This is a genomic window from Sporosarcina sp. Y1009 (assembly GCF_057669865.1).
Genome location: NZ_JBYHFO010000015.1, coordinates 1 through 17,022, shown reverse-complemented (window position 1 = coordinate 17,022; position 17,022 = coordinate 1). Strand labels below are relative to the sequence as shown.

Genomic DNA, 17,022 nt, shown 5'->3' with positions numbered 1-17,022 from the left:
AGATTTTTCCCTTCTAACGCTTTTTCATTATTTATTTGCTAGTTCTTTCAATGCTTCTGCTTTATCAGTGTGCTCCCACGGAAGATCAATATCCGTACGGCCAAAGTGACCATAAGCGGCTGTTTGTTTATAAATCGGACGACGAAGGTCGAGCATTTTAATAATGCCTGCTGGACGAAGGTCGAATAACTCACGAACAACTTCGACGAGCTTGCTCTCATCTACTGTGCCTGTTCCAAATGTATTAATCGAAATCGAAACGGGCCTTGCAACACCAATGGCATACGCAAGTTGAACTTCACAGCTATCTGCAAGACCTGCTGCTACGATGTTTTTCGCAACATAACGTGCTGCGTAAGATGCTGAACGGTCTACTTTTGTCGGATCTTTCCCAGAAAATGCGCCCCCGCCGTGACGCGCATAGCCGCCGTAAGTATCGACAATAATTTTGCGTCCCGTTAGTCCTGCATCCCCTTGTGGACCACCAATTACAAATCGTCCCGTTGGATTAATGAAGTATTTTGTATCTTCATCAATTAATGCAGCTGGTACAACCGGTTCAATCACGTATTTTTTAATGTCTCGTTGAATTTCTTCAAGCGTTACCTCTGGATCATGTTGAGTAGAGATAACGATTGTGTCAATTCGCAAAGGTTTATTGTTTTCATCATATTCTACAGTCACTTGTGTTTTACCATCTGGACGTAAATAGGGAAGAATTTCTTCCTTTCTTACCCTTGCAAGCTCTTTTGAAAGCTTATGTGACATACTAATCGGAAGCGGCATGAGTTCTGGTGTTTCATTGCAAGCATATCCGAACATGAGTCCTTGATCTCCTGCGCCAATTGCTTCGATGTCTTCATCGGTCATAGAACCTTCCCGTGCCTCTAGTGCCTGGTCTACACCTGCTGCGATATCTGCTGATTGTTCGTCAATTGCAGTCAAAACTGCTGACGTTTCCCAATCAAAACCAAACTTCGCACGAGTATAACCTATTTCTTTTACTGTCTCGCGAACTACTTTTGGAATATCAACATATGTCGATGTTGTAATTTCACCTGCAACAAGAACGAGACCTGTGGTGATGGTCGTTTCACAGGCAACACGTGCATTTGGATCTTCTTCTAAAATCGCATCCAGAATGGCATCAGAAATCTGATCACACATTTTGTCCGGATGTCCCTCTGTCACTGATTCTGACGTAAACAGACGGCGGTTTGTCATATTATTTCCTCCTTATATCCTACGAGATTGATACGGTACTCATTTTCCCATGTCAAGCCCCAATTCATACAGGGGAACGGCTTTAATCGCCATTACGAGCTTTGCACACGAGGATAAAGGGTAAACATATTTAAAAAAGCCTTCCTCTCACGTGTATACATGAGGAAAGGCGTAATTTCAAAGCACCCTTCACTCTTATCATCCAAGGAGTTTCACCTTGCATCAGGTTTAGCACCTTTGCATGAACATCATAGGTTCATACAGGTTGCCGGGTTTCATAGGGACTGCCCCTCCACCAGCTCGGGATAAGAGTATCCGTTCAATAGTACATTTTACGAAACTGCTCGCAATAAGTCAACTTTCTTTCTTAATTGTAGTTGCACTTATCACTAGTATAGTATATTATTTTAAATGTGTTATACTAATTAACAAATGTGATGACAAACCACCCCTAAGGGACTAAATTGCAAAGGACGGGACTAATCTATGATTTCAGCGAAAATTGGTAACGAGCTAAAAAATCTTCTTTCTGGCAGCAACGTGAATATTCAACTTTCGGTTCCACAGCTTGTTGAAAAAACAACTTCACGAGGCGAGGCAATACTCACTGCAGACGGTGCAGTAACGGCGCAGACAGGAAAATATACAGGTCGTTCGCCCAAAGATAAGTATATCGTTGAAGAAGCTTCTTCAAAAGATAAAATCGATTGGGGAGCTGTAAACCGTCCAATCTCTGCAGAAATCTTTGATGCATTATATGACAAAGTAATTTCATACTTACAATTAAAAGATGAGCTATTTGTTTTTAAAGGATTTGCCGGTGCGGATCCCGCTTCCCGCCTTTCTATTCAAGTCGTGAATGAATATGCTTGGCATAACTTGTTTGTCCATCAATTATTCATTCGCCCGACAAAAGAAGAACTTGAAACACATGATGCACAGTTCACTGTCGTCTCAGCACCAACATTTAAAGCAGACCCTGAAATCGACGGAACTGACTCTGAAACTTTCATTATCGTGAATATGGAAAAGCGGATTATCTTAATTGGCGGAACTGAGTATGCCGGTGAAATGAAGAAATCGATTTTCTCCATCATGAACTACTTGCTACCTGAAAAAGATATTATGCCGATGCATTGTTCGGCTAACGTTGGTCAAGACGGCGACGTTGCATTGTTCTTTGGACTTTCAGGTACAGGAAAAACGACACTTTCCGCAGATGCGGACCGTAAACTTATTGGAGACGATGAGCACGGTTGGTCTGATAACGGCGTCTTCAATATTGAAGGCGGTTGCTATGCGAAATGTATCAATCTATCAGCAGAAAAAGAGCCTGAAATTTTTGGTGCAATCCGTTTCGGTTCTGTTCTAGAAAACGTAGTTGTCGATTCTGATACACGTATTCCCGATTATGACGATGGTTCATTAACAGAAAATACACGCGCAGCATATCCAATCCATAATATTGATAATATCGTTACACCATCAGTTGCAGGCCATCCAAACACAATCGTGTTTTTGACAGCGGATGCATTCGGTGTACTGCCGCCTATTTCAAAGTTAACAAAAGAACAAGCAATGTATCATTTCCTAAGCGGATTCACATCAAAACTTGCTGGAACAGAGCGCGGCGTTACATCACCAGAAGCAACATTCTCAACTTGCTTCGGTTCACCGTTCCTTCCATTACATGCAACGGTCTACGCAGAAATGTTAGGGAAGAAAATCGACGAACACAACGCACAAGTATTCCTCGTCAACACAGGTTGGACCGGCGGAGCATACGGCGTAGGAAAACGCATGGAATTAAAATACACACGATCAATGGTACGCGCAGCACTCGCTGGAAAACTTAATAACGTCGAAACTGAAGAAAACAGCATATTTGGTTTAAATATGCCAACATCAATCGAAGGCGTTCCAACTGAAATCCTAAACCCACGCAATGCCTGGGCTGATAAAGCTGACTACGATAAAAAAGCAAATGAATTAGCAGATCTATTCCGAGAAAACTTCAAAAAATTCGGCACCGTCACAGAAGAAATCATCTCAAAAGGCGGACCCACTGCATAATAAAAAATAAAGTATATGAGGAGATTCAAGCTACTCTCTCCTCATATACTTTTTGTTTATTTCCTTTAAAAGGAACTTTTCAAACATTGTATTGTCCGAAAACTCCGCAATTGTTAGGAGTCACTTTATATACTAACTTTGTATAATGAAATCTATAGTTGATTGGAACGGAGGGCGGCGACTCCCGCGGGAAAAGCGAGACAGGCGAGACCCTGGACTGAGCGTAGCGAAGGAAGCGGCTCGGCGCTCGCCCGCAGGAAAGCGTCCGCCCGGAGTGGAAATCAACGGTATTAATATACAAGTGGTATTTAGTAACAGAATTCAACCTTTACTTCCCCTGACTCCTCATCCAATCACAAAGACCTCGAACAACCTCAGCATTTTTCACAGGTGGAAAATAATGCGTATACTTCGGAAAATACCAAGTTTCATAATCTTTATTATGCTCACCAAGTGAATTCTCCAGTAACTTTGCCTGTTCAATCGAAACATTTTCATCAAGCTCACCGTGGATAATCAAAACATTCGCATCGAGTTCATTAATTCGAAGCAAAGCAGTTCTTTCCCGATAAGCATCCGGATTATTAGTAGGCGTCCCACCAATAACACGTCTCATCATCCGCCTTAAATCTACCCGTTCATGATATGTAAAAACAACATCCGACACACCTGCCCACATAACGACAGACTTAATATCCTCACGTAAAATCGCAGTCCAAAGTGCCATAATCCCACCACGTGAAAATGCCAATAAATGAATGCGATCAGCGATTATCTTCGGTTGCTGTTTCAAAACATCCACTGCATTCACCGCATCCAAACGATCATCCCCCGCAAATTCATCACGGCCCTCACCGCCACGATTCCCACGGTAATATGGTGCGAACACAACAAATCCATTCGATGCCAATTGTGCAATGCGCGCAGGTCTTACCATTCCCACATGTTGAATGCCGCCCCGCAAATAAATAATGCCTTCATATCGTCCATCCGCAACTGGTTCTGCAAGCAAACCTTTCACTTTCAAACCATCCGACCAATAAGTGATTTCCTCTAGTCGAACATTTGGATTTGGCGAGGGATAAATACGTCTAGACGCAACCATTCCATCACTTTTCATACAATTCCACCCACTTTCGAATTGCGGACATTCCCTCATCCTTCATATGAAAACTCAATGTTTCACAATTCGCTAACTCGTCATCAGTCATCCAAACCGCCCCCTCTGTCTCATGAAGCGTCGGATTTTCGTCAATATGCGCAATATCTGCCGTAAACACCGCTTTACAAAATGTTACATTACTTTGTACAACATACTCAGCAAATTTCACAAGATTGGTTATCGTCACACCTGTTTCTTCGATTGTTTCACGAATGGCCGCTTCTTCAATCGTCTCCCCCTCCTCAGCCTTACCTCCAGGGAATTCAATACCACGAACAGTATGTCGTGTAAGTAACCATTTACCATTACTTCTCAAAACAACAAGCACATGTCGAGCTTCCATTCCGAATCGATTTTCTCCGAATGTCAGATCGACCTGTGTGCCATTTAAATCTTTAAATGTAACGATTGAACTCACATCCTTTCATTCAGTGTAGCGAACAAAAGGGTTTGATTCAACGGAAATACGGTAGTTGTTCGATAAACCTCTTCGACTCATCATCCGTAAATTCATGTATTAACGCATATACCTTTTTAGTCCTTTCATCGATTTTGTCATTATCTTTGTCATAGTGATAAGGAATATAAGGAAGATGCGCGCGTAAAAAGTTCTGAAATTCCAGCTCGCTCGACTGTCTAAATAATGCATGAAATATTGGCACGTACTGCCTGGGAACCGTCACTTTATAATCCCATATCGAATCGTCAGGGTGATGATGGACCCGCTGTTGAGCAATCGAAACATACATATGATACTTTTCCATACAAAAACCATCCTTTTTTATAGATAGGATGGTCTACAATAAAAAAAACATGCATCCCAATTTAGGATACATGTTTAAGATCAATTAACTATTATCTTCACCAAGGAATGCATTTAGCATCCACTGATGTTTCTCAATACTTTGATAGGTAGCATTTAACAAATCCTCAGTCATGTCGTCGCCAACTTTAGCTGCTTCGTCCATTCCTTTTTTTAATGATTCCATAATTGCGCTGAAATCATCGACAATCGTCGCCACCATTTTATCTGCTTTTTCGTCACCTTTCGCCTCTTTAACGACAGATTGCTCCAAATGTTCTTTTAATGTAGCGACTGGATCTCCGCCAAGCGTTAGAATACGTTCAGCGATTTCATCCATATGCGCAGTCGCTTCGTTATATAGTTCTTCAAATTTCTCGTGCAATGTAAAAAATTGATGGCCTTTCACATACCAATGATAATTGTGTAATTTCGTATACATGACCGACCAAGTTGAAACCTGTACGTTCATTTCTTTAATAAGTGCCGTTGACATAAAAACATCTCCTTATATAATATAATTCGTCTCACTGTTAATTTACCACAATTCACCCTACAATAAACATTAAGGAGAATTGATATGAAAAAGATACTTAAAGGAATTATAAAAATCTATCAAAAAGCGATTTCACCAATGATGCCACCATCATGCCGATTTCACCCAACTTGTTCAAATTATGGACTTGAAGCCATTGAAACGCATGGTGCATTGAAAGGTTCATGGTTAGCCGTTCGACGGATTTCAAAATGCCATCCTTTTCATGAAGGTGGATTTGACCCCGTTCCCGATAAAAAAACAAAAGATCCTGCTTGATTCTTAAAGGTTCAGTCCAATGCTGAACTTTTTTTATTTTTATATTGCGAAATCCTCACATCTCTTGTATGATAAAAAAGTAAACATCAAATCGTAACGATTACTATTTAGATAACGGAGGATTAATTCCCTTGAAGAAGAAAAAAATAATTATAATCTCTATGCTTGCATTGGTACTAAGCATTCTTGTTGCTTGTAATAAGCCACTAGAAGAAAAAGATGATGAACTAATCTCAATTTACACCACTGTTTATCCCCTTCAATATTTCGCAGAGCGTATTGGTGGAGATGAGATTACTGTCCAATCAATCTATCCTCCTGGCGCAGATGAGCATACATTCGACCCTACACAAAAAGATATGATTGGCCTTGCAAATGCGGACTTATTTTTTTATATCGGACTTGGCCTTGAAGGCTTTGTTGAAAATGCCGAAAAAACGATGAAAAATGAGCATGTGAAAATGATCCCAACGGCTGAATGGATTACCGAAGATATGCTAGATGTGGAACATGAGGAACATGAGGAACTAGAAGTTGGCCACAGTGAAGATGAAAATCATGACCACAGCGAAGATGAGCATCATGACCACGGGGAATTCGACCCTCATGTATGGATGTCTCCAGTGTTAAGCGATGCGTTAGCGTACGCGATTAAAGAATCATTAATTGACATCGCACCAGACAAAAAAGAGCTTTTTGAAAAAAACTATGAAACCTTACAAAATGACTTACTAAAACTTGATCGCCAATTTATTGATATGGCATCGAACGCACCTTCAAAAACATTTTTTGTGTCACATGCTGCATTCGGCTACATCGCAGATACTTACGGATTAGAACAAATTGCCATTGCTGGTCTAAACTCACAAAGTGAACCTTCTCAAAAGCAATTGACAACGATTGTTGAAGAAGCAAAAGAACATAATGTGAAATACGTATTATTTGAACAAAACATTTCTTCCAAACTAACAGAAGTGATTCAAAAAGAAATTGGGGCAGAGTCATTAATGCTGCATAATCTAGGTGTATTAACGAATGAGGATATTAAAAATAACGAAGACTATTTTACATTGATGGAATATAATGTTCAAACACTCGAAAAAGCATTGGGTGGAAAATAAGGAAGGACTGCCTAAACTCGGCAATCCTTTTTTTCACTTATTACTGTTATACATCTCGACCAGATATTTTTCAACGAGTGATTTATTTAAAGTCACGCCAATACCAGGACTGTCTGTAAGGTGAATTACCCCATTTTCAATGGTAATGGGTGGTTCCACAGGATCTTCTTCCCAAAAGTGACTCGAGGCACTAAAATCACCAGGTAGTGAAAACTCGGCAAGAGATGCCAAAGCCAGATTATGAGCTTTTGAAACGCCAAACTCAATCATTCCGCCTATCCAAATGCCCAAATCATTTTCTTTTACAACATCTATAATCTTTAACGCTTCCGTCGTTCCACCAACTCTGCCCGGTTTTAACACGATAATCTCAGCTGCACCGCTCGATGCTAGACGACTTGCATCTTCTACGGAACATATACTTTCGTCGAGCGCTATCGCTGTTTCCATGCGCGCTGCTGCATTCACATGCTTATCCCAAGCCACGTCTTCAAAAGGTTGTTCAATCAAGGTTAAGCCAATGTGATCGAACTGTAAAAGGGCATCCAACCCAAGTTTATCGAAAAGACCATTCGCGTCTGCAAAAAACAATATATCTTGAAAACCTTCCACTATTCTTTTAACTGCATGTGCATCTGTCGTCTCATCAATCTTTACTTTCACCCGTTTATAACCTGTATCTTTTGCATCTTGAATTCTTTGACGCATACATTCATCCATTCCACCTGTTAACACGACGCCCGCATCAATATGCGGCTGGACACCTCCAAGAAGCTTCCACAGGGGTACTTTGTTTCGCCTTGCATACAAATCCCAAGAAGCTTGATCAAGACAAGCTTTTGCCATTCGGTTTCCTTTTACAGCATCCAATTCAGCGACTACTTCGGCTGGATGCGAAAAATCCTTGTCGAGCAAAGCAGGAACAAGCCAATTAATAAGTGAGTCCCAACATGTTTGTACCGTTTCCTCCGTATACCAAGGAGAACTGAACGCCACACACTCACCTAATCCAATCATGCCGGTTGAATCGACCATTTCCACAAAAATACTTTCTCGATCCGTCACGGTTTGTAGATGGGTTGAAAAGTGTTTTTTCAAAGGAACCAAAACGCGATATAATCGAATTTCAGTTATTGTAAATCCACCCATTCCTTCAACTCCCGCCGTAGTAATTTATTGGATGCATTTCTGGGTAATTTTTCGACAAAGTAAAATTGTTTCGGCACTTTATATCGTGCGAGTCGCTTTTGACAGAACTCGAATAACTCGTTTTCTGTCACATCTTGTGAAACTACAACAAATGCTGCAGGAACACTTCCCCACTCATCATCATCTACCCCACAAACACCAGCTTCAGAAATATGCGGATGTCCCGCAAGTATATTTTCAATTTCAGCTGGATAAATATTCTCCCCACCTGAAATGATCAAATCCGTACGTCGGTCTACAATAAATAAATAACCTTCTTCATCAAAATAACCGATATCACCTGTTGGAAGCCAACCATCAATTAATGGACTTTTTTCTGAAGCATGCCCTATATATCCTGGTGTTACATGAGGTCCTCGAATATAGACCTCTCCATTTTCCAGCGGACTATCAACATTATTTATTTTTATTTGATTGAAAAACAATGGTTTCCCTGCAGATCCTAACTTTCGTATCGCATCTTGTGCAGAAAGTGTGGCTGTCTGAGAACTTGTCTCTGTCATCCCGTAAGTTTGAAGTACCGGAATTCGGCAATTTTGCGCTCTCTCCAAATAATCAATCGGAACCGGACCGCCTCCAGCAAGCATCGACTTAAATGATGAATGAGCGACCGTCCCGTGTTTTTCAAATTCACTCAGGATTTTTTCCAACGTAACCGCAACAACAGAAATGCGTGTCACTACACCTTGTTGAATATCCTGATAGACCGATTCAACATTAAATTTGTCGTATAATTTCACTTCCATTCCGTACAAAACAGAACGGACGAGTATGGAAAATCCACTTATATGAAATAATGGGACCGAACATAACCATACATCCTTTTCATCTAATCCTAAATTCAAAACCGAGGAAATCGCACTAGATGTATGATTATTCGCTGTTTGTCGAACACCCTTTGGATGTCCAGTGGTGCCTGAAGTATACATAATCGTAATTGTCCGATCAGCTTTCCAATAGTCATCAATCTCAATGAAACTTTCGACACTTCGCTGGATTTCACCGAAAGATAATGTGGGAATTAAAACATTGCCCAGTAAATAGTCAAGCTCGTCCGCCACCAGAACAATCGAAGCCTTTGAATCCTCTACCTGCCATTCAATTTCTGTTTGAGATAACCGACTATTTAACATGACAATTTCTAATCCATGCAACATACACGCATGAATCAGAAAAACCATTTCATCATTTGACGGGCCAAGTAATGCAATCCTGTCGCCGTTTTCTAATGCATTCGATTTAAGTTTTCGCGCAAGTGTTAGTGACCTTTCTTCAAGTTCTCGAAACGTCCAACGCTCGCCTTGATACGATAATGCAATCCTGTCTGGCGTCAAATAAACCCGTTGTCTTAACCAATTAGGTATCAAAAAAAATCACCATCCATTCAGAAAAAGCTGCCCATATCTAGACGGGCAGCTCCTTTGATTAATTAATTATGGGAAGCGTGGGAATTGACCAAAGTCCGGTTTGCGTTTCTCTTTAAATGCATCGCGGCCTTCTTTTGCTTCATCCGTTGTATAGTACAGTAAAGTTGCGTCTCCAGCCATTTGTTGAAGTCCCGCAAGACCATCTGTGTCTGCGTTCATAGCTGCTTTAACGAAACGGAGTGCTGTTGGGCTCATAGAGAGCATCTCTTCACACCATTGAACTGTTTCATCTTCTAATTGTTCGTATGGAACCACCGTATTTACAAGCCCCATATCAAGTGCTTCTTGCGCATCGTATTGACGGCATAAGAACCAAATTTCACGCGCTTTTTTATGACCAACAATACGCGCAAGATATCCTGAACCATATCCAGCATCAAATGATCCCACTTTTGGACCTGTTTGTCCGAAGATAGCATTGTCTGCAGCAATCGTTAAGTCACAAACAACATGTAAAACATGGCCTCCACCAATTGCAAAGCCTGAAACCATTGCAACAACTGGTTTAGGGATTACGCGGATTAAACGTTGTAAATCAAGAACGTTTAGACGTGGAATTTCGTCTTCTCCAACATATCCACCGTGACCGCGTACGCTTTGGTCTCCACCTGAACAAAATGCCTTTTCACCTTCACCAGTTAATACAATTACACCAATACTTGCATCGTCACGCGCACGTGAAAATGCATCAATTAGTTCCATAACCGTTTTAGGGCGAAATGCGTTACGCACCTCAGGGCGATTAATCGTAATCTTTGCAATGCCGCTATACTTTTCATATTTTATATCCTCATATGTACGTAATGTTTCCCATTGACGAGTCATTATTTTTCCTCCTCTAAGATTATCTCTTGAATATGCTCCTCTATCATTGTAGCAAATATAGTCGGTTTTTCCACATGTAATGCATGCCCCGCATCTTTTACAATTCGCTGTTTTGAAAAACGCAGTATTTTTATCATTTCCTGGGCAATTTTAACGAACTTTTTGTCGATTTCACCCGTAATTAGGAATACTGGCCGATTTATTTCTTCAAGCATAGACCAATACGAAGGCTGACTACCCGTTCCAATGCCAAGTAAGCTATTCGCTAATCCGACCTCTCTCTGCTTTAACCGCTCATCTCGAATTTTTTGTTGTCGTTCTTTCGATAACTTCTTTTGCGAATTAAAGAGAGGAATATTCTCCCAAAAATCAACGAATAAATCTATGCCTTCACGACTGATCTTCTGTGCAAGTGACTTATCCTTCTCTATTCGTTCTATTCGTTCGATATCCGTCTTCAAACCGGGTGTCGAACTTTCAAGAATTAAAGATGTCACACGGTCGGGATACTTAATTGTATAGCCCAGTGCAATGCGTCCCCCCATTGAATAGCCCACCAGCGTAAAATGACTAATTTCTAGTTTGTTAAATAAGGTTTCTAAATCTGCAATTTGATTTTCCATCGAATAGCGATTAAAGTCTTGCGGCATTGACGTTTCTCCATGTCCCATTAAATCGATAGCAACTGTATGATAAGACCCTTTCAATAAATCAATTATTTCAGTCCATGTATTCTTACTTCCTGTAAATCCATGCAGAAAAACAATAACCGGCAATGAAGTTTGATTATTCCTCTGCTGAACACAATAATCCACGCCATTAATTGAAATAATTTCTTCACTCATTGTTATCAATTCTATTCGTAATTTCATTCCACAGGGAACGATGTGCCTTTACGTTTTCTGTGCGATCAGTAAACACTTCAATCATACGAATCGGTTTCACTTTTTCTTTAGCTATTTCTTGCTCAAATTCTTCCAAAGATTCAATGGAAGCATACTGTGCATCATACATGGCTGCAATATGTTCAAAAGTTAAGCCGGTTGGTGTACCAAAAAGCCTTTCAAAATGGTCTCCAGAATCAGCTTGTGGAAGATAAGAAAAAATACCACCACCATCATTATTCATGATAACTATGGTTAAATCCGTTTCGTGGAATCTCGACACAATCAGTCCGTTTATATCATGTAAAAATGACAAATCACCAATCAACAACCAAGTCGGACGTTTTCTAGCTGCCTGTATGCCAAATGCGGTCGAAACAACACCATCAATACCATTCGTTCCACGATTTGCAAAAATAGTAATATCCTTATCCGTTTTCCCGAAAAAAGTATCGACATCTCGAATTGGCATACTACTTCCACTAATTAAGTCAGATCCATCCGGTACATAAGAAAATAATAAATTGGTATAAGCGCCTTCATCATTCGTCTTTGCAGATGAATTCTCCATGACAATTGCTGCCTCATCGTTAGCTTTTCGCCAAATTTTAGTATAAGACGTTTCCTTTTTCTCTACGTGAATTTGAAGAAATGCCTCCGTGGAAGCTTGAATATGATGTGTCCCAATCCCAAGTGAATCTCTAAATTCTGGTGATTCATCTACTAAAATAACCTTTTCGGGTCTCACTTTTTTCAAGAAAAGTGATAATGGTTTTGAAACAGGCTGTGCACCTAAACGGATAACTGTATCAGGAATAACTTTTCCCTTAAACTTTTCACTTTTTAACAAAGCATCGTATCGATCTATACAAAGGTGCATAAACTTTTTAGGTACGTTGGCTCGGAGATTTGATAAAGGATCACATAGTACCGGCCAGTTCAAAGCACCCGCAAATTCCCAAAATAATGCCGTATTGATGCCGATGGGTAATTCCCCGATTATTAAAAGCCCGTTGTTGGTCTCTTCAAGAATTTCCCCTATAAACTGCTTTGTCGATTCATCAAGTAAATCTTTACCAAGCATATGTTGAACAAACGTTGTAGCAGGAGCCTGCATGTCAAAATCAATCATCAGTGGCTCTCTAAACGGGACATTGAGATGAATCGGTCCAATAGGTGCAGTCAGCGATTTTGAAACTGCTCGTTGGATATGCCGCTCAATATAATCATCGATATCAGGATTCTCTTCTGCCAACGGAAGGTCAACGCTGTATTTCACATGATTCCCATAAAGTTGAACTTGATCAATTGCTTGTGGAGCACCAACTTCACGTAATTCATGTGGTCGATCTGCAGTTATTACAATGAGCGGTAAACGCGCATAATGCGCTTCTGTAACCGCTGGAAAGTAATTCGATGCTGCAGTCCCAGAAGTACATAAAAGAACGACAGGCTCACCGGATGCCTTCGCTAATCCAAGTGCAAAATAGCCAGCCGACCGCTCATCTATTTGCATGTATACATCTAATGATTCAGTCGTTACAAAAGCATAAGCTAAAGGCGTCGATCTAGAGCCAGGACTAATGACTACTGATTTTACGCCTGCATTCATTAATGCACTGGTCATTCGACGTACGTAATTCGTCAACGTTTTTTTGTTACCCATTCAATTTCCCTCCAAGTGCCCGTAAAACTGGTCTAAACTTCACCCAAGTTTCATCATATTCGGTCTCCGGCACTGAATCAGCAACAATTCCGCCGCCAGCATATAAATAAGCTTTCTCTCCGTCTAACAGTCCCGATCGTATCGCAACTGCAAATTCACCATTGCCATCACTATCTGTCCACCCAATCGGCGCAGCATAATAACCACGATCCATCTTTTCCTCTCGACGTATCACCTCTAGCGCCTTATCTGTTGGAACCCCACCTAATGCAGGTGTTGGATGCAACTCTTCAACTAATGTAAATATATCTGATCCATGCTCAAGTTTTCCTTCGATTGAAGTAAATAAATGTTGAATATCACGAATTCTCATTAGTTTCGGCTCTGATGGCATAGAGACTTCTGTACAGTTTTTATGAAACACTTCTGAAATCATTTTTACAACATAGTGATGTTCTTCCCGGTTTTTATCATCATTTAATAACTCCTCACCAAATTCACGGTCCTCCATAGCTGTTTTTCCACGCTTAATAGATCCAGCTACACAAGCCGAATAAGCTTGTCCACCTTCGATTTCAATAAGACGCTCTGGCGTCGCACCAAAGAAAAACTGACCATCTACTTGTAAGCCAAAATGATAACTCTCTTGTTGCTCACTCGTAATATAATGAAGGGCCGCTACGCTTGAAACCTCTTCTTCAAAGTCCAGCGCTAACGAACGGGCAATCACTACTTTCTCCGCTTCTCCATTTTTAATTTGATTGGTTACATCTTGAACCGCTTTCAAATAGGATTCTTTATTAACTTCTGTGATATTACTAACGGTTGGCTTCATCGGAGTTACAAATTCATGGACTTCAGCAATATGAATTAATCGATCCCTCTCCTGTCGCAATGCATCAAATTCTTCGACAGCATTGCTATTCGAAGTGATTAAGTTAATCGAGATAAACATTTGACCATTCTTATTGATTAATTGGAATGAAGGAACGACAAAATAGGCAGATGGAAACCCATCCCACTCTGAGTTTTTAACACTTTTAGGATCAAATGAAAATCCACCAAAAAGGATGGGTGCAATATCCCGTTCCTCTTTAATTAAAACAGTACATAATTCTTCCCATCGTTTTGAAACTTCAATAAAACGCTTATCATCTGTATCGCTCGTAATAACTTCTGCGTGTCCAAGACCGACAATCGTTAAAGTTCGATCTGCGTTTTGCCAATAAAAATGCTCTTCTTTATAATTACTTCCTGCTTCTAAAAAAGATAAAGGAGAAATTCGCCCAATTTCGATTGTTTCTGAAAAAAATCGATAGTCGGAAACAACAATTTCACGCTCTCTTTTTTTCATTTCAGTTATTTTTCGACTCATTTTCTTACCTCCATGAAGGAATTACTATCTCCTTCTTAATGAACCCAAATTAATTCTCATACCTCTATTCTACCACACCATTCATCATTATTAACGATTGGCATATCCCAAATCTCCAAATTCGAATAAAACAAATCGGAAGTTTTACTCAGAAAGTCAATTGATTTAAATCCTATTATTATAGATGTTTTTTCAAATTATGTTTTACTTAACCATAAAATAAGGAATCAGTGTTAATAAGATGGATATACTAAAAAAAATATGAGAAGGTTGGGATTTAACATGTTATCTGATAGAGAGCTTGCAACACTAAAAAAAGAATTATTAGATCTAAGAAAAAATTCGACTGTAAATGAAGAAGAGACATATCTCAAAGAAAGTGCTAAGGAATCTATGGGGGAACTGTCTTCTTATGACAATCACCCAGCAGATATGGGAACCGAATTATTCGAAAGGGAGAAAGATTTAGCACTGCATGAACATGCTGAATCCGAACTAAGTAAGGTAAATAGTGCACTAGATGCGATGAAGGAAGGTTCCTATGGAAAATGCCAGGTATGTAATACCGACATACCTTATGAACGACTAAAAATCGTACCTTACACGACTCTCTGTATTGAACATGCCGAAATCAAAGAGCAGTCCGTGGAAGTAGATGTTGCTATAAACGAAATTGAAAATCCATTTGAGAGTACTAGAGACTCCCGTGCAATCGATTATCAAAACAGTTTTGATGCGGTAGCAGAGTTTGGTACATCCGACAGCCCTTCTGATTTTATTGACAGTGAAAAAACTTCGTACATGGACGATAATGTTCAAGATGACGACGATACATCTAGAGTAGATAATATTATTGGAAAGAGTGTAACAAATAATACGAACAATTCCTGACAAATGAAATTTCATGATTTTTTCGGTTCTAAGTCAAATGTTGGGGTGGTGTATTTAAATGCCACCCTTTTTTGTTGTCCAGTCAATTAGTAAGTTTGATTTCCGCTACAGGCGAATGCTTTTCGCGGCACGGCTTCAGCGGCTTCCCTCGCATCGTTCAGTTCAGGGTCTTCAGCTCGTGCTGTTCCCGCAAGAGTCGTCGCCTTTCGTTCCAATCAACACTTCTTATAAATCCTACAGAAGGAATTATAATTAGCTCATCCTAAATGAACACCAATTTCTTTATACTTAATAACAGCTTTGCTCTAGCGCGATCGAAGCGCTTAGAACCATAAGCGTTTCGCTATCACTTTCTTTTTATTCTTGTTTATGTTTGAAGACAACAAAAAAACTGTTTCATTTACTGAAGTTTTCCAGTAAATCGAAACAGTTTTTTGTTATTGCTTTTATGACCCCTACGGGATTCGAACCCGTGATACCGCCGTGAAAGGGCGGTGTCTTAACCGCTTGACCAAGGGGCCAAAAAATATGGCGGAGAAGGAGGGATTCGAACCCTCGCACCGCTTACGCGATCTATGCCCTTAGCAGGGGCACCTCTTGAGCCGCTTGAGTACTTCCCCGAATAAATTGGCTCCGCAGGTAGGATTCGAACCTACGACCGATCGGTTAACAGCCGATTGCTCTACCACTGAGCTACTGCGGAATGGTGGGCCTAAGTGGACTCGAACCACCGACCTCACGCTTATCAGGCGTGCGCTCTAACCAGCTGAGCTATAGGCCCATTGGAGCGAGTGAAGGGAATCGAACCCTCATCATCAGCTTGGAAGGCTGAGGTTTTGCCATTAAACTACACTCGCTAAATGGTGGCTCAGGACGGAATCGAACCGCCGACACAAGGATTTTCAGTCCTTTGCTCTACCGACTGAGCTACTGAGCCAAACATGATATATTCACTATATTTTTATGTATGTATTACACATAAATGGCGGTCCCGACGGGAATCGAACCCGCGATCTCCTGCGTGACAGGCAGGCATGTTAACCGCTACACCACGGGACCATTTGGTTGCGGGGACAGGATTTGAACCTGTGACCTTCGGGTTATGAGCCCGACGAGCTACCACTGCTCCACCCCGCGACAATATTATATGATTACTTATTGATTTCACACATTTGATAAGTTTGATACCTTAGAAATTGGTTGCGGGGACAGGATTTGAACCTGTGACCTTCGGATTATGAGCCCGACGAGCTACCACTGCTCCACCCCGCGACAATAAAATATGATTACTAATTGAATTCACGCATTCGTTAAGTTTGACACCTTACGCTGCGCTGTCGGTGTTAATCACATTCTTCGTTATGTGATTTGCTCCACCCCGCGACAACATTATATGATTACTTATCATTTATCATTTATCATTTATCATTTAATTTTACGCACTTCGTAATCTTAACACATTACGCTTAATACTACAACTTGATTTTCATATCACCATTTTGATTAAAATGGCGGAGGAAGAGGGATTCGAACCCCCGCGGGCTTTAAC

The 17,022-nt window shown here is 40.5% G+C and carries 15 protein-coding genes, 9 tRNA genes and 1 riboswitch; of the genes, 4 read left to right on the top strand and 20 right to left on the bottom strand.

From position 1 onward, the window contains the following. Window positions 1-27 precede the first annotated feature (27 nt). Window positions 28-1,224: a methionine adenosyltransferase gene (gene metK, locus AC25Y1_RS15435; RefSeq protein ID WP_488148890.1), complete on the bottom strand. Its 1,197-nt coding sequence runs from the start codon at window positions 1,222-1,224 to the stop codon at window positions 28-30. Window positions 1,225-1,416: 192 nt separating this feature from the next. After that, window positions 1,417-1,536, bottom strand: a riboswitch (SAM riboswitch). A 174-nt stretch (window positions 1,537-1,710) separates the two neighbouring features. Between metK and pckA the strand changes: the two genes are divergently transcribed. After that, a complete protein-coding gene (gene pckA / locus AC25Y1_RS15430) occupies window positions 1,711-3,297 on the top strand; it encodes a phosphoenolpyruvate carboxykinase (ATP) (protein WP_488148889.1) in 1,587 nt (528 codons plus the stop codon). 328 nt (window positions 3,298-3,625) lie between these two features. Here pckA and AC25Y1_RS15425 read toward each other — a convergent pair whose 3' ends face one another. From AC25Y1_RS15425 to AC25Y1_RS15410, 4 genes are all read right to left on the bottom strand, one after another. Further along, window positions 3,626-4,417, bottom strand: coding sequence for an alpha/beta hydrolase family protein (locus AC25Y1_RS15425; RefSeq protein WP_488148888.1), 792 nt, complete (start codon window positions 4,415-4,417; stop codon window positions 3,626-3,628). Then, window positions 4,407-4,877: an NUDIX domain-containing protein gene (locus AC25Y1_RS15420; RefSeq protein WP_488148887.1), complete on the bottom strand. Its 471-nt coding sequence runs from the start codon at window positions 4,875-4,877 to the stop codon at window positions 4,407-4,409. The genes AC25Y1_RS15425 and AC25Y1_RS15420 overlap by 11 nt, the downstream gene beginning before the upstream one ends. Before the next feature lie 37 nt (window positions 4,878-4,914). After that, the gene (locus tag AC25Y1_RS15415; protein ID WP_488148886.1) at window positions 4,915-5,223 is read right to left on the bottom strand and encodes a transposase; all 309 of its coding nucleotides are present in this window, start codon (window positions 5,221-5,223) and stop codon (window positions 4,915-4,917) included. Between the two features lie 84 nt (window positions 5,224-5,307). Next, on the bottom strand, window positions 5,308-5,757 hold the full coding sequence (locus AC25Y1_RS15410) for a Dps family protein (protein ID WP_488148885.1): 450 nt from the start codon (window positions 5,755-5,757) through the stop codon (window positions 5,308-5,310). 84 nt (window positions 5,758-5,841) lie between these two features. Between AC25Y1_RS15410 and yidD the strand changes: the two genes are divergently transcribed. Then, entirely contained in the window at window positions 5,842-6,075 is a 234-nt protein-coding gene (yidD, locus tag AC25Y1_RS15405) for a membrane protein insertion efficiency factor YidD (protein WP_488148884.1), read from the top strand. A 161-nt stretch (window positions 6,076-6,236) separates the two neighbouring features. After that, entirely contained in the window at window positions 6,237-7,196 is a 960-nt protein-coding gene (locus AC25Y1_RS15400) for a metal ABC transporter solute-binding protein, Zn/Mn family (protein WP_488148960.1), read from the top strand. Between the two features lie 33 nt (window positions 7,197-7,229). Here AC25Y1_RS15400 and menC read toward each other — a convergent pair whose 3' ends face one another. From menC to AC25Y1_RS15370, 6 genes are all read right to left on the bottom strand, one after another. After that, window positions 7,230-8,345: an o-succinylbenzoate synthase gene (gene menC, locus AC25Y1_RS15395; RefSeq protein WP_488148883.1), complete on the bottom strand. Its 1,116-nt coding sequence runs from the start codon at window positions 8,343-8,345 to the stop codon at window positions 7,230-7,232. Next, complete coding sequence (locus AC25Y1_RS15390) at window positions 8,327-9,772, bottom strand: o-succinylbenzoate--CoA ligase (RefSeq protein WP_488148882.1); 1,446 nt, start codon at window positions 9,770-9,772, stop codon at window positions 8,327-8,329. Before AC25Y1_RS15390 ends, menC begins: the two co-directional genes overlap by 19 nt. Before the next feature lie 66 nt (window positions 9,773-9,838). Continuing rightward, on the bottom strand, window positions 9,839-10,657 hold the full coding sequence (gene menB / locus AC25Y1_RS15385) for a 1,4-dihydroxy-2-naphthoyl-CoA synthase (RefSeq protein ID WP_488148881.1): 819 nt from the start codon (window positions 10,655-10,657) through the stop codon (window positions 9,839-9,841). Continuing rightward, on the bottom strand, window positions 10,657-11,502 hold the full coding sequence (gene menH, locus AC25Y1_RS15380; RefSeq protein ID WP_488148880.1) for a 2-succinyl-6-hydroxy-2,4-cyclohexadiene-1-carboxylate synthase: 846 nt from the start codon (window positions 11,500-11,502) through the stop codon (window positions 10,657-10,659). Before menH ends, menB begins: the two co-directional genes overlap by 1 nt. After that, window positions 11,495-13,207, bottom strand: coding sequence for a 2-succinyl-5-enolpyruvyl-6-hydroxy-3-cyclohexene-1-carboxylic-acid synthase (menD, locus tag AC25Y1_RS15375; protein ID WP_488148879.1), 1,713 nt, complete (start codon window positions 13,205-13,207; stop codon window positions 11,495-11,497). Before menD ends, menH begins: the two co-directional genes overlap by 8 nt. Further along, window positions 13,200-14,582 (bottom strand): isochorismate synthase, encoded by a 1,383-nt coding sequence (locus AC25Y1_RS15370; RefSeq protein ID WP_488148878.1) that lies wholly within the window; start codon window positions 14,580-14,582, stop codon window positions 13,200-13,202. The genes menD and AC25Y1_RS15370 overlap by 8 nt, the downstream gene beginning before the upstream one ends. A 282-nt stretch (window positions 14,583-14,864) precedes the next feature. On the opposite strand from AC25Y1_RS15370, the gene AC25Y1_RS15365 reads away from it, so the two are divergent. Next, complete coding sequence (locus tag AC25Y1_RS15365) at window positions 14,865-15,473, top strand: TraR/DksA C4-type zinc finger protein (protein ID WP_488148877.1); 609 nt, start codon at window positions 14,865-14,867, stop codon at window positions 15,471-15,473. Between the two features lie 449 nt (window positions 15,474-15,922). Here AC25Y1_RS15365 and AC25Y1_RS15360 read toward each other — a convergent pair. The 9 genes from AC25Y1_RS15360 to AC25Y1_RS15320 all read right to left on the bottom strand — a co-directional run bounded on the left by AC25Y1_RS15360 (window position 15,923) and on the right by AC25Y1_RS15320 (window position 16,745). Further along, a tRNA-Glu gene (locus AC25Y1_RS15360) sits at window positions 15,923-15,994 on the bottom strand. A gap of 8 nt (window positions 15,995-16,002) precedes the next feature. Then, a tRNA-Ser gene (locus tag AC25Y1_RS15355) sits at window positions 16,003-16,093 on the bottom strand. A gap of 8 nt (window positions 16,094-16,101) precedes the next feature. Further along, window positions 16,102-16,176, bottom strand: a tRNA-Asn gene (locus tag AC25Y1_RS15350). Window position 16,177: 1 nt separating this feature from the next. After that, window positions 16,178-16,254: transfer RNA gene (locus tag AC25Y1_RS15345), tRNA-Ile, on the bottom strand. 2 nt (window positions 16,255-16,256) lie between these two features. Then, window positions 16,257-16,330, bottom strand: a tRNA-Gly gene (locus AC25Y1_RS15340). Between the two features lie 4 nt (window positions 16,331-16,334). Continuing rightward, window positions 16,335-16,410, bottom strand: a tRNA-Phe gene (locus tag AC25Y1_RS15335). Window positions 16,411-16,456: 46 nt separating this feature from the next. Then, window positions 16,457-16,532 (bottom strand) — tRNA-Asp (locus tag AC25Y1_RS15330). 3 nt (window positions 16,533-16,535) lie between these two features. Next, window positions 16,536-16,610 (bottom strand) — tRNA-Met (locus tag AC25Y1_RS15325). A 60-nt stretch (window positions 16,611-16,670) separates the two neighbouring features. After that, window positions 16,671-16,745 (bottom strand) — tRNA-Met (locus tag AC25Y1_RS15320). Window positions 16,746-17,022: the final 277 nt, after the last annotated feature.

Coding starts and splice junctions, on each gene's coding strand:
- menB (WP_488148881.1), bottom strand. CDS start 10,657: ATGACTCGTCAATGGGAAACATTACGTACATATGAGGATATAAAATAT.
- menH (WP_488148880.1), bottom strand. CDS start 11,502: ATGAGTGAAGAAATTATTTCAATTAATGGCGTGGATTATTGTGTTCAG.
- AC25Y1_RS15365 (WP_488148877.1), top strand. CDS start 14,865: ATGTTATCTGATAGAGAGCTTGCAACACTAAAAAAAGAATTATTAGAT.
- pckA (WP_488148889.1), top strand. CDS start 1,711: ATGATTTCAGCGAAAATTGGTAACGAGCTAAAAAATCTTCTTTCTGGC.
- AC25Y1_RS15410 (WP_488148885.1), bottom strand. CDS start 5,757: ATGTCAACGGCACTTATTAAAGAAATGAACGTACAGGTTTCAACTTGG.
- metK (WP_488148890.1), bottom strand. CDS start 1,224: ATGACAAACCGCCGTCTGTTTACGTCAGAATCAGTGACAGAGGGACAT.
- AC25Y1_RS15425 (WP_488148888.1), bottom strand. CDS start 4,417: ATGAAAAGTGATGGAATGGTTGCGTCTAGACGTATTTATCCCTCGCCA.
- AC25Y1_RS15415 (WP_488148886.1), bottom strand. CDS start 5,223: ATGGAAAAGTATCATATGTATGTTTCGATTGCTCAACAGCGGGTCCAT.
- AC25Y1_RS15370 (WP_488148878.1), bottom strand. CDS start 14,582: ATGAGTCGAAAAATAACTGAAATGAAAAAAAGAGAGCGTGAAATTGTT.
- yidD (WP_488148884.1), top strand. CDS start 5,842: ATGAAAAAGATACTTAAAGGAATTATAAAAATCTATCAAAAAGCGATT.
- menD (WP_488148879.1), bottom strand. CDS start 13,207: ATGGGTAACAAAAAAACGTTGACGAATTACGTACGTCGAATGACCAGT.
- AC25Y1_RS15400 (WP_488148960.1), top strand. CDS start 6,237: ATGCTTGCATTGGTACTAAGCATTCTTGTTGCTTGTAATAAGCCACTA.
- menC (WP_488148883.1), bottom strand. CDS start 8,345: ATGGGTGGATTTACAATAACTGAAATTCGATTATATCGCGTTTTGGTT.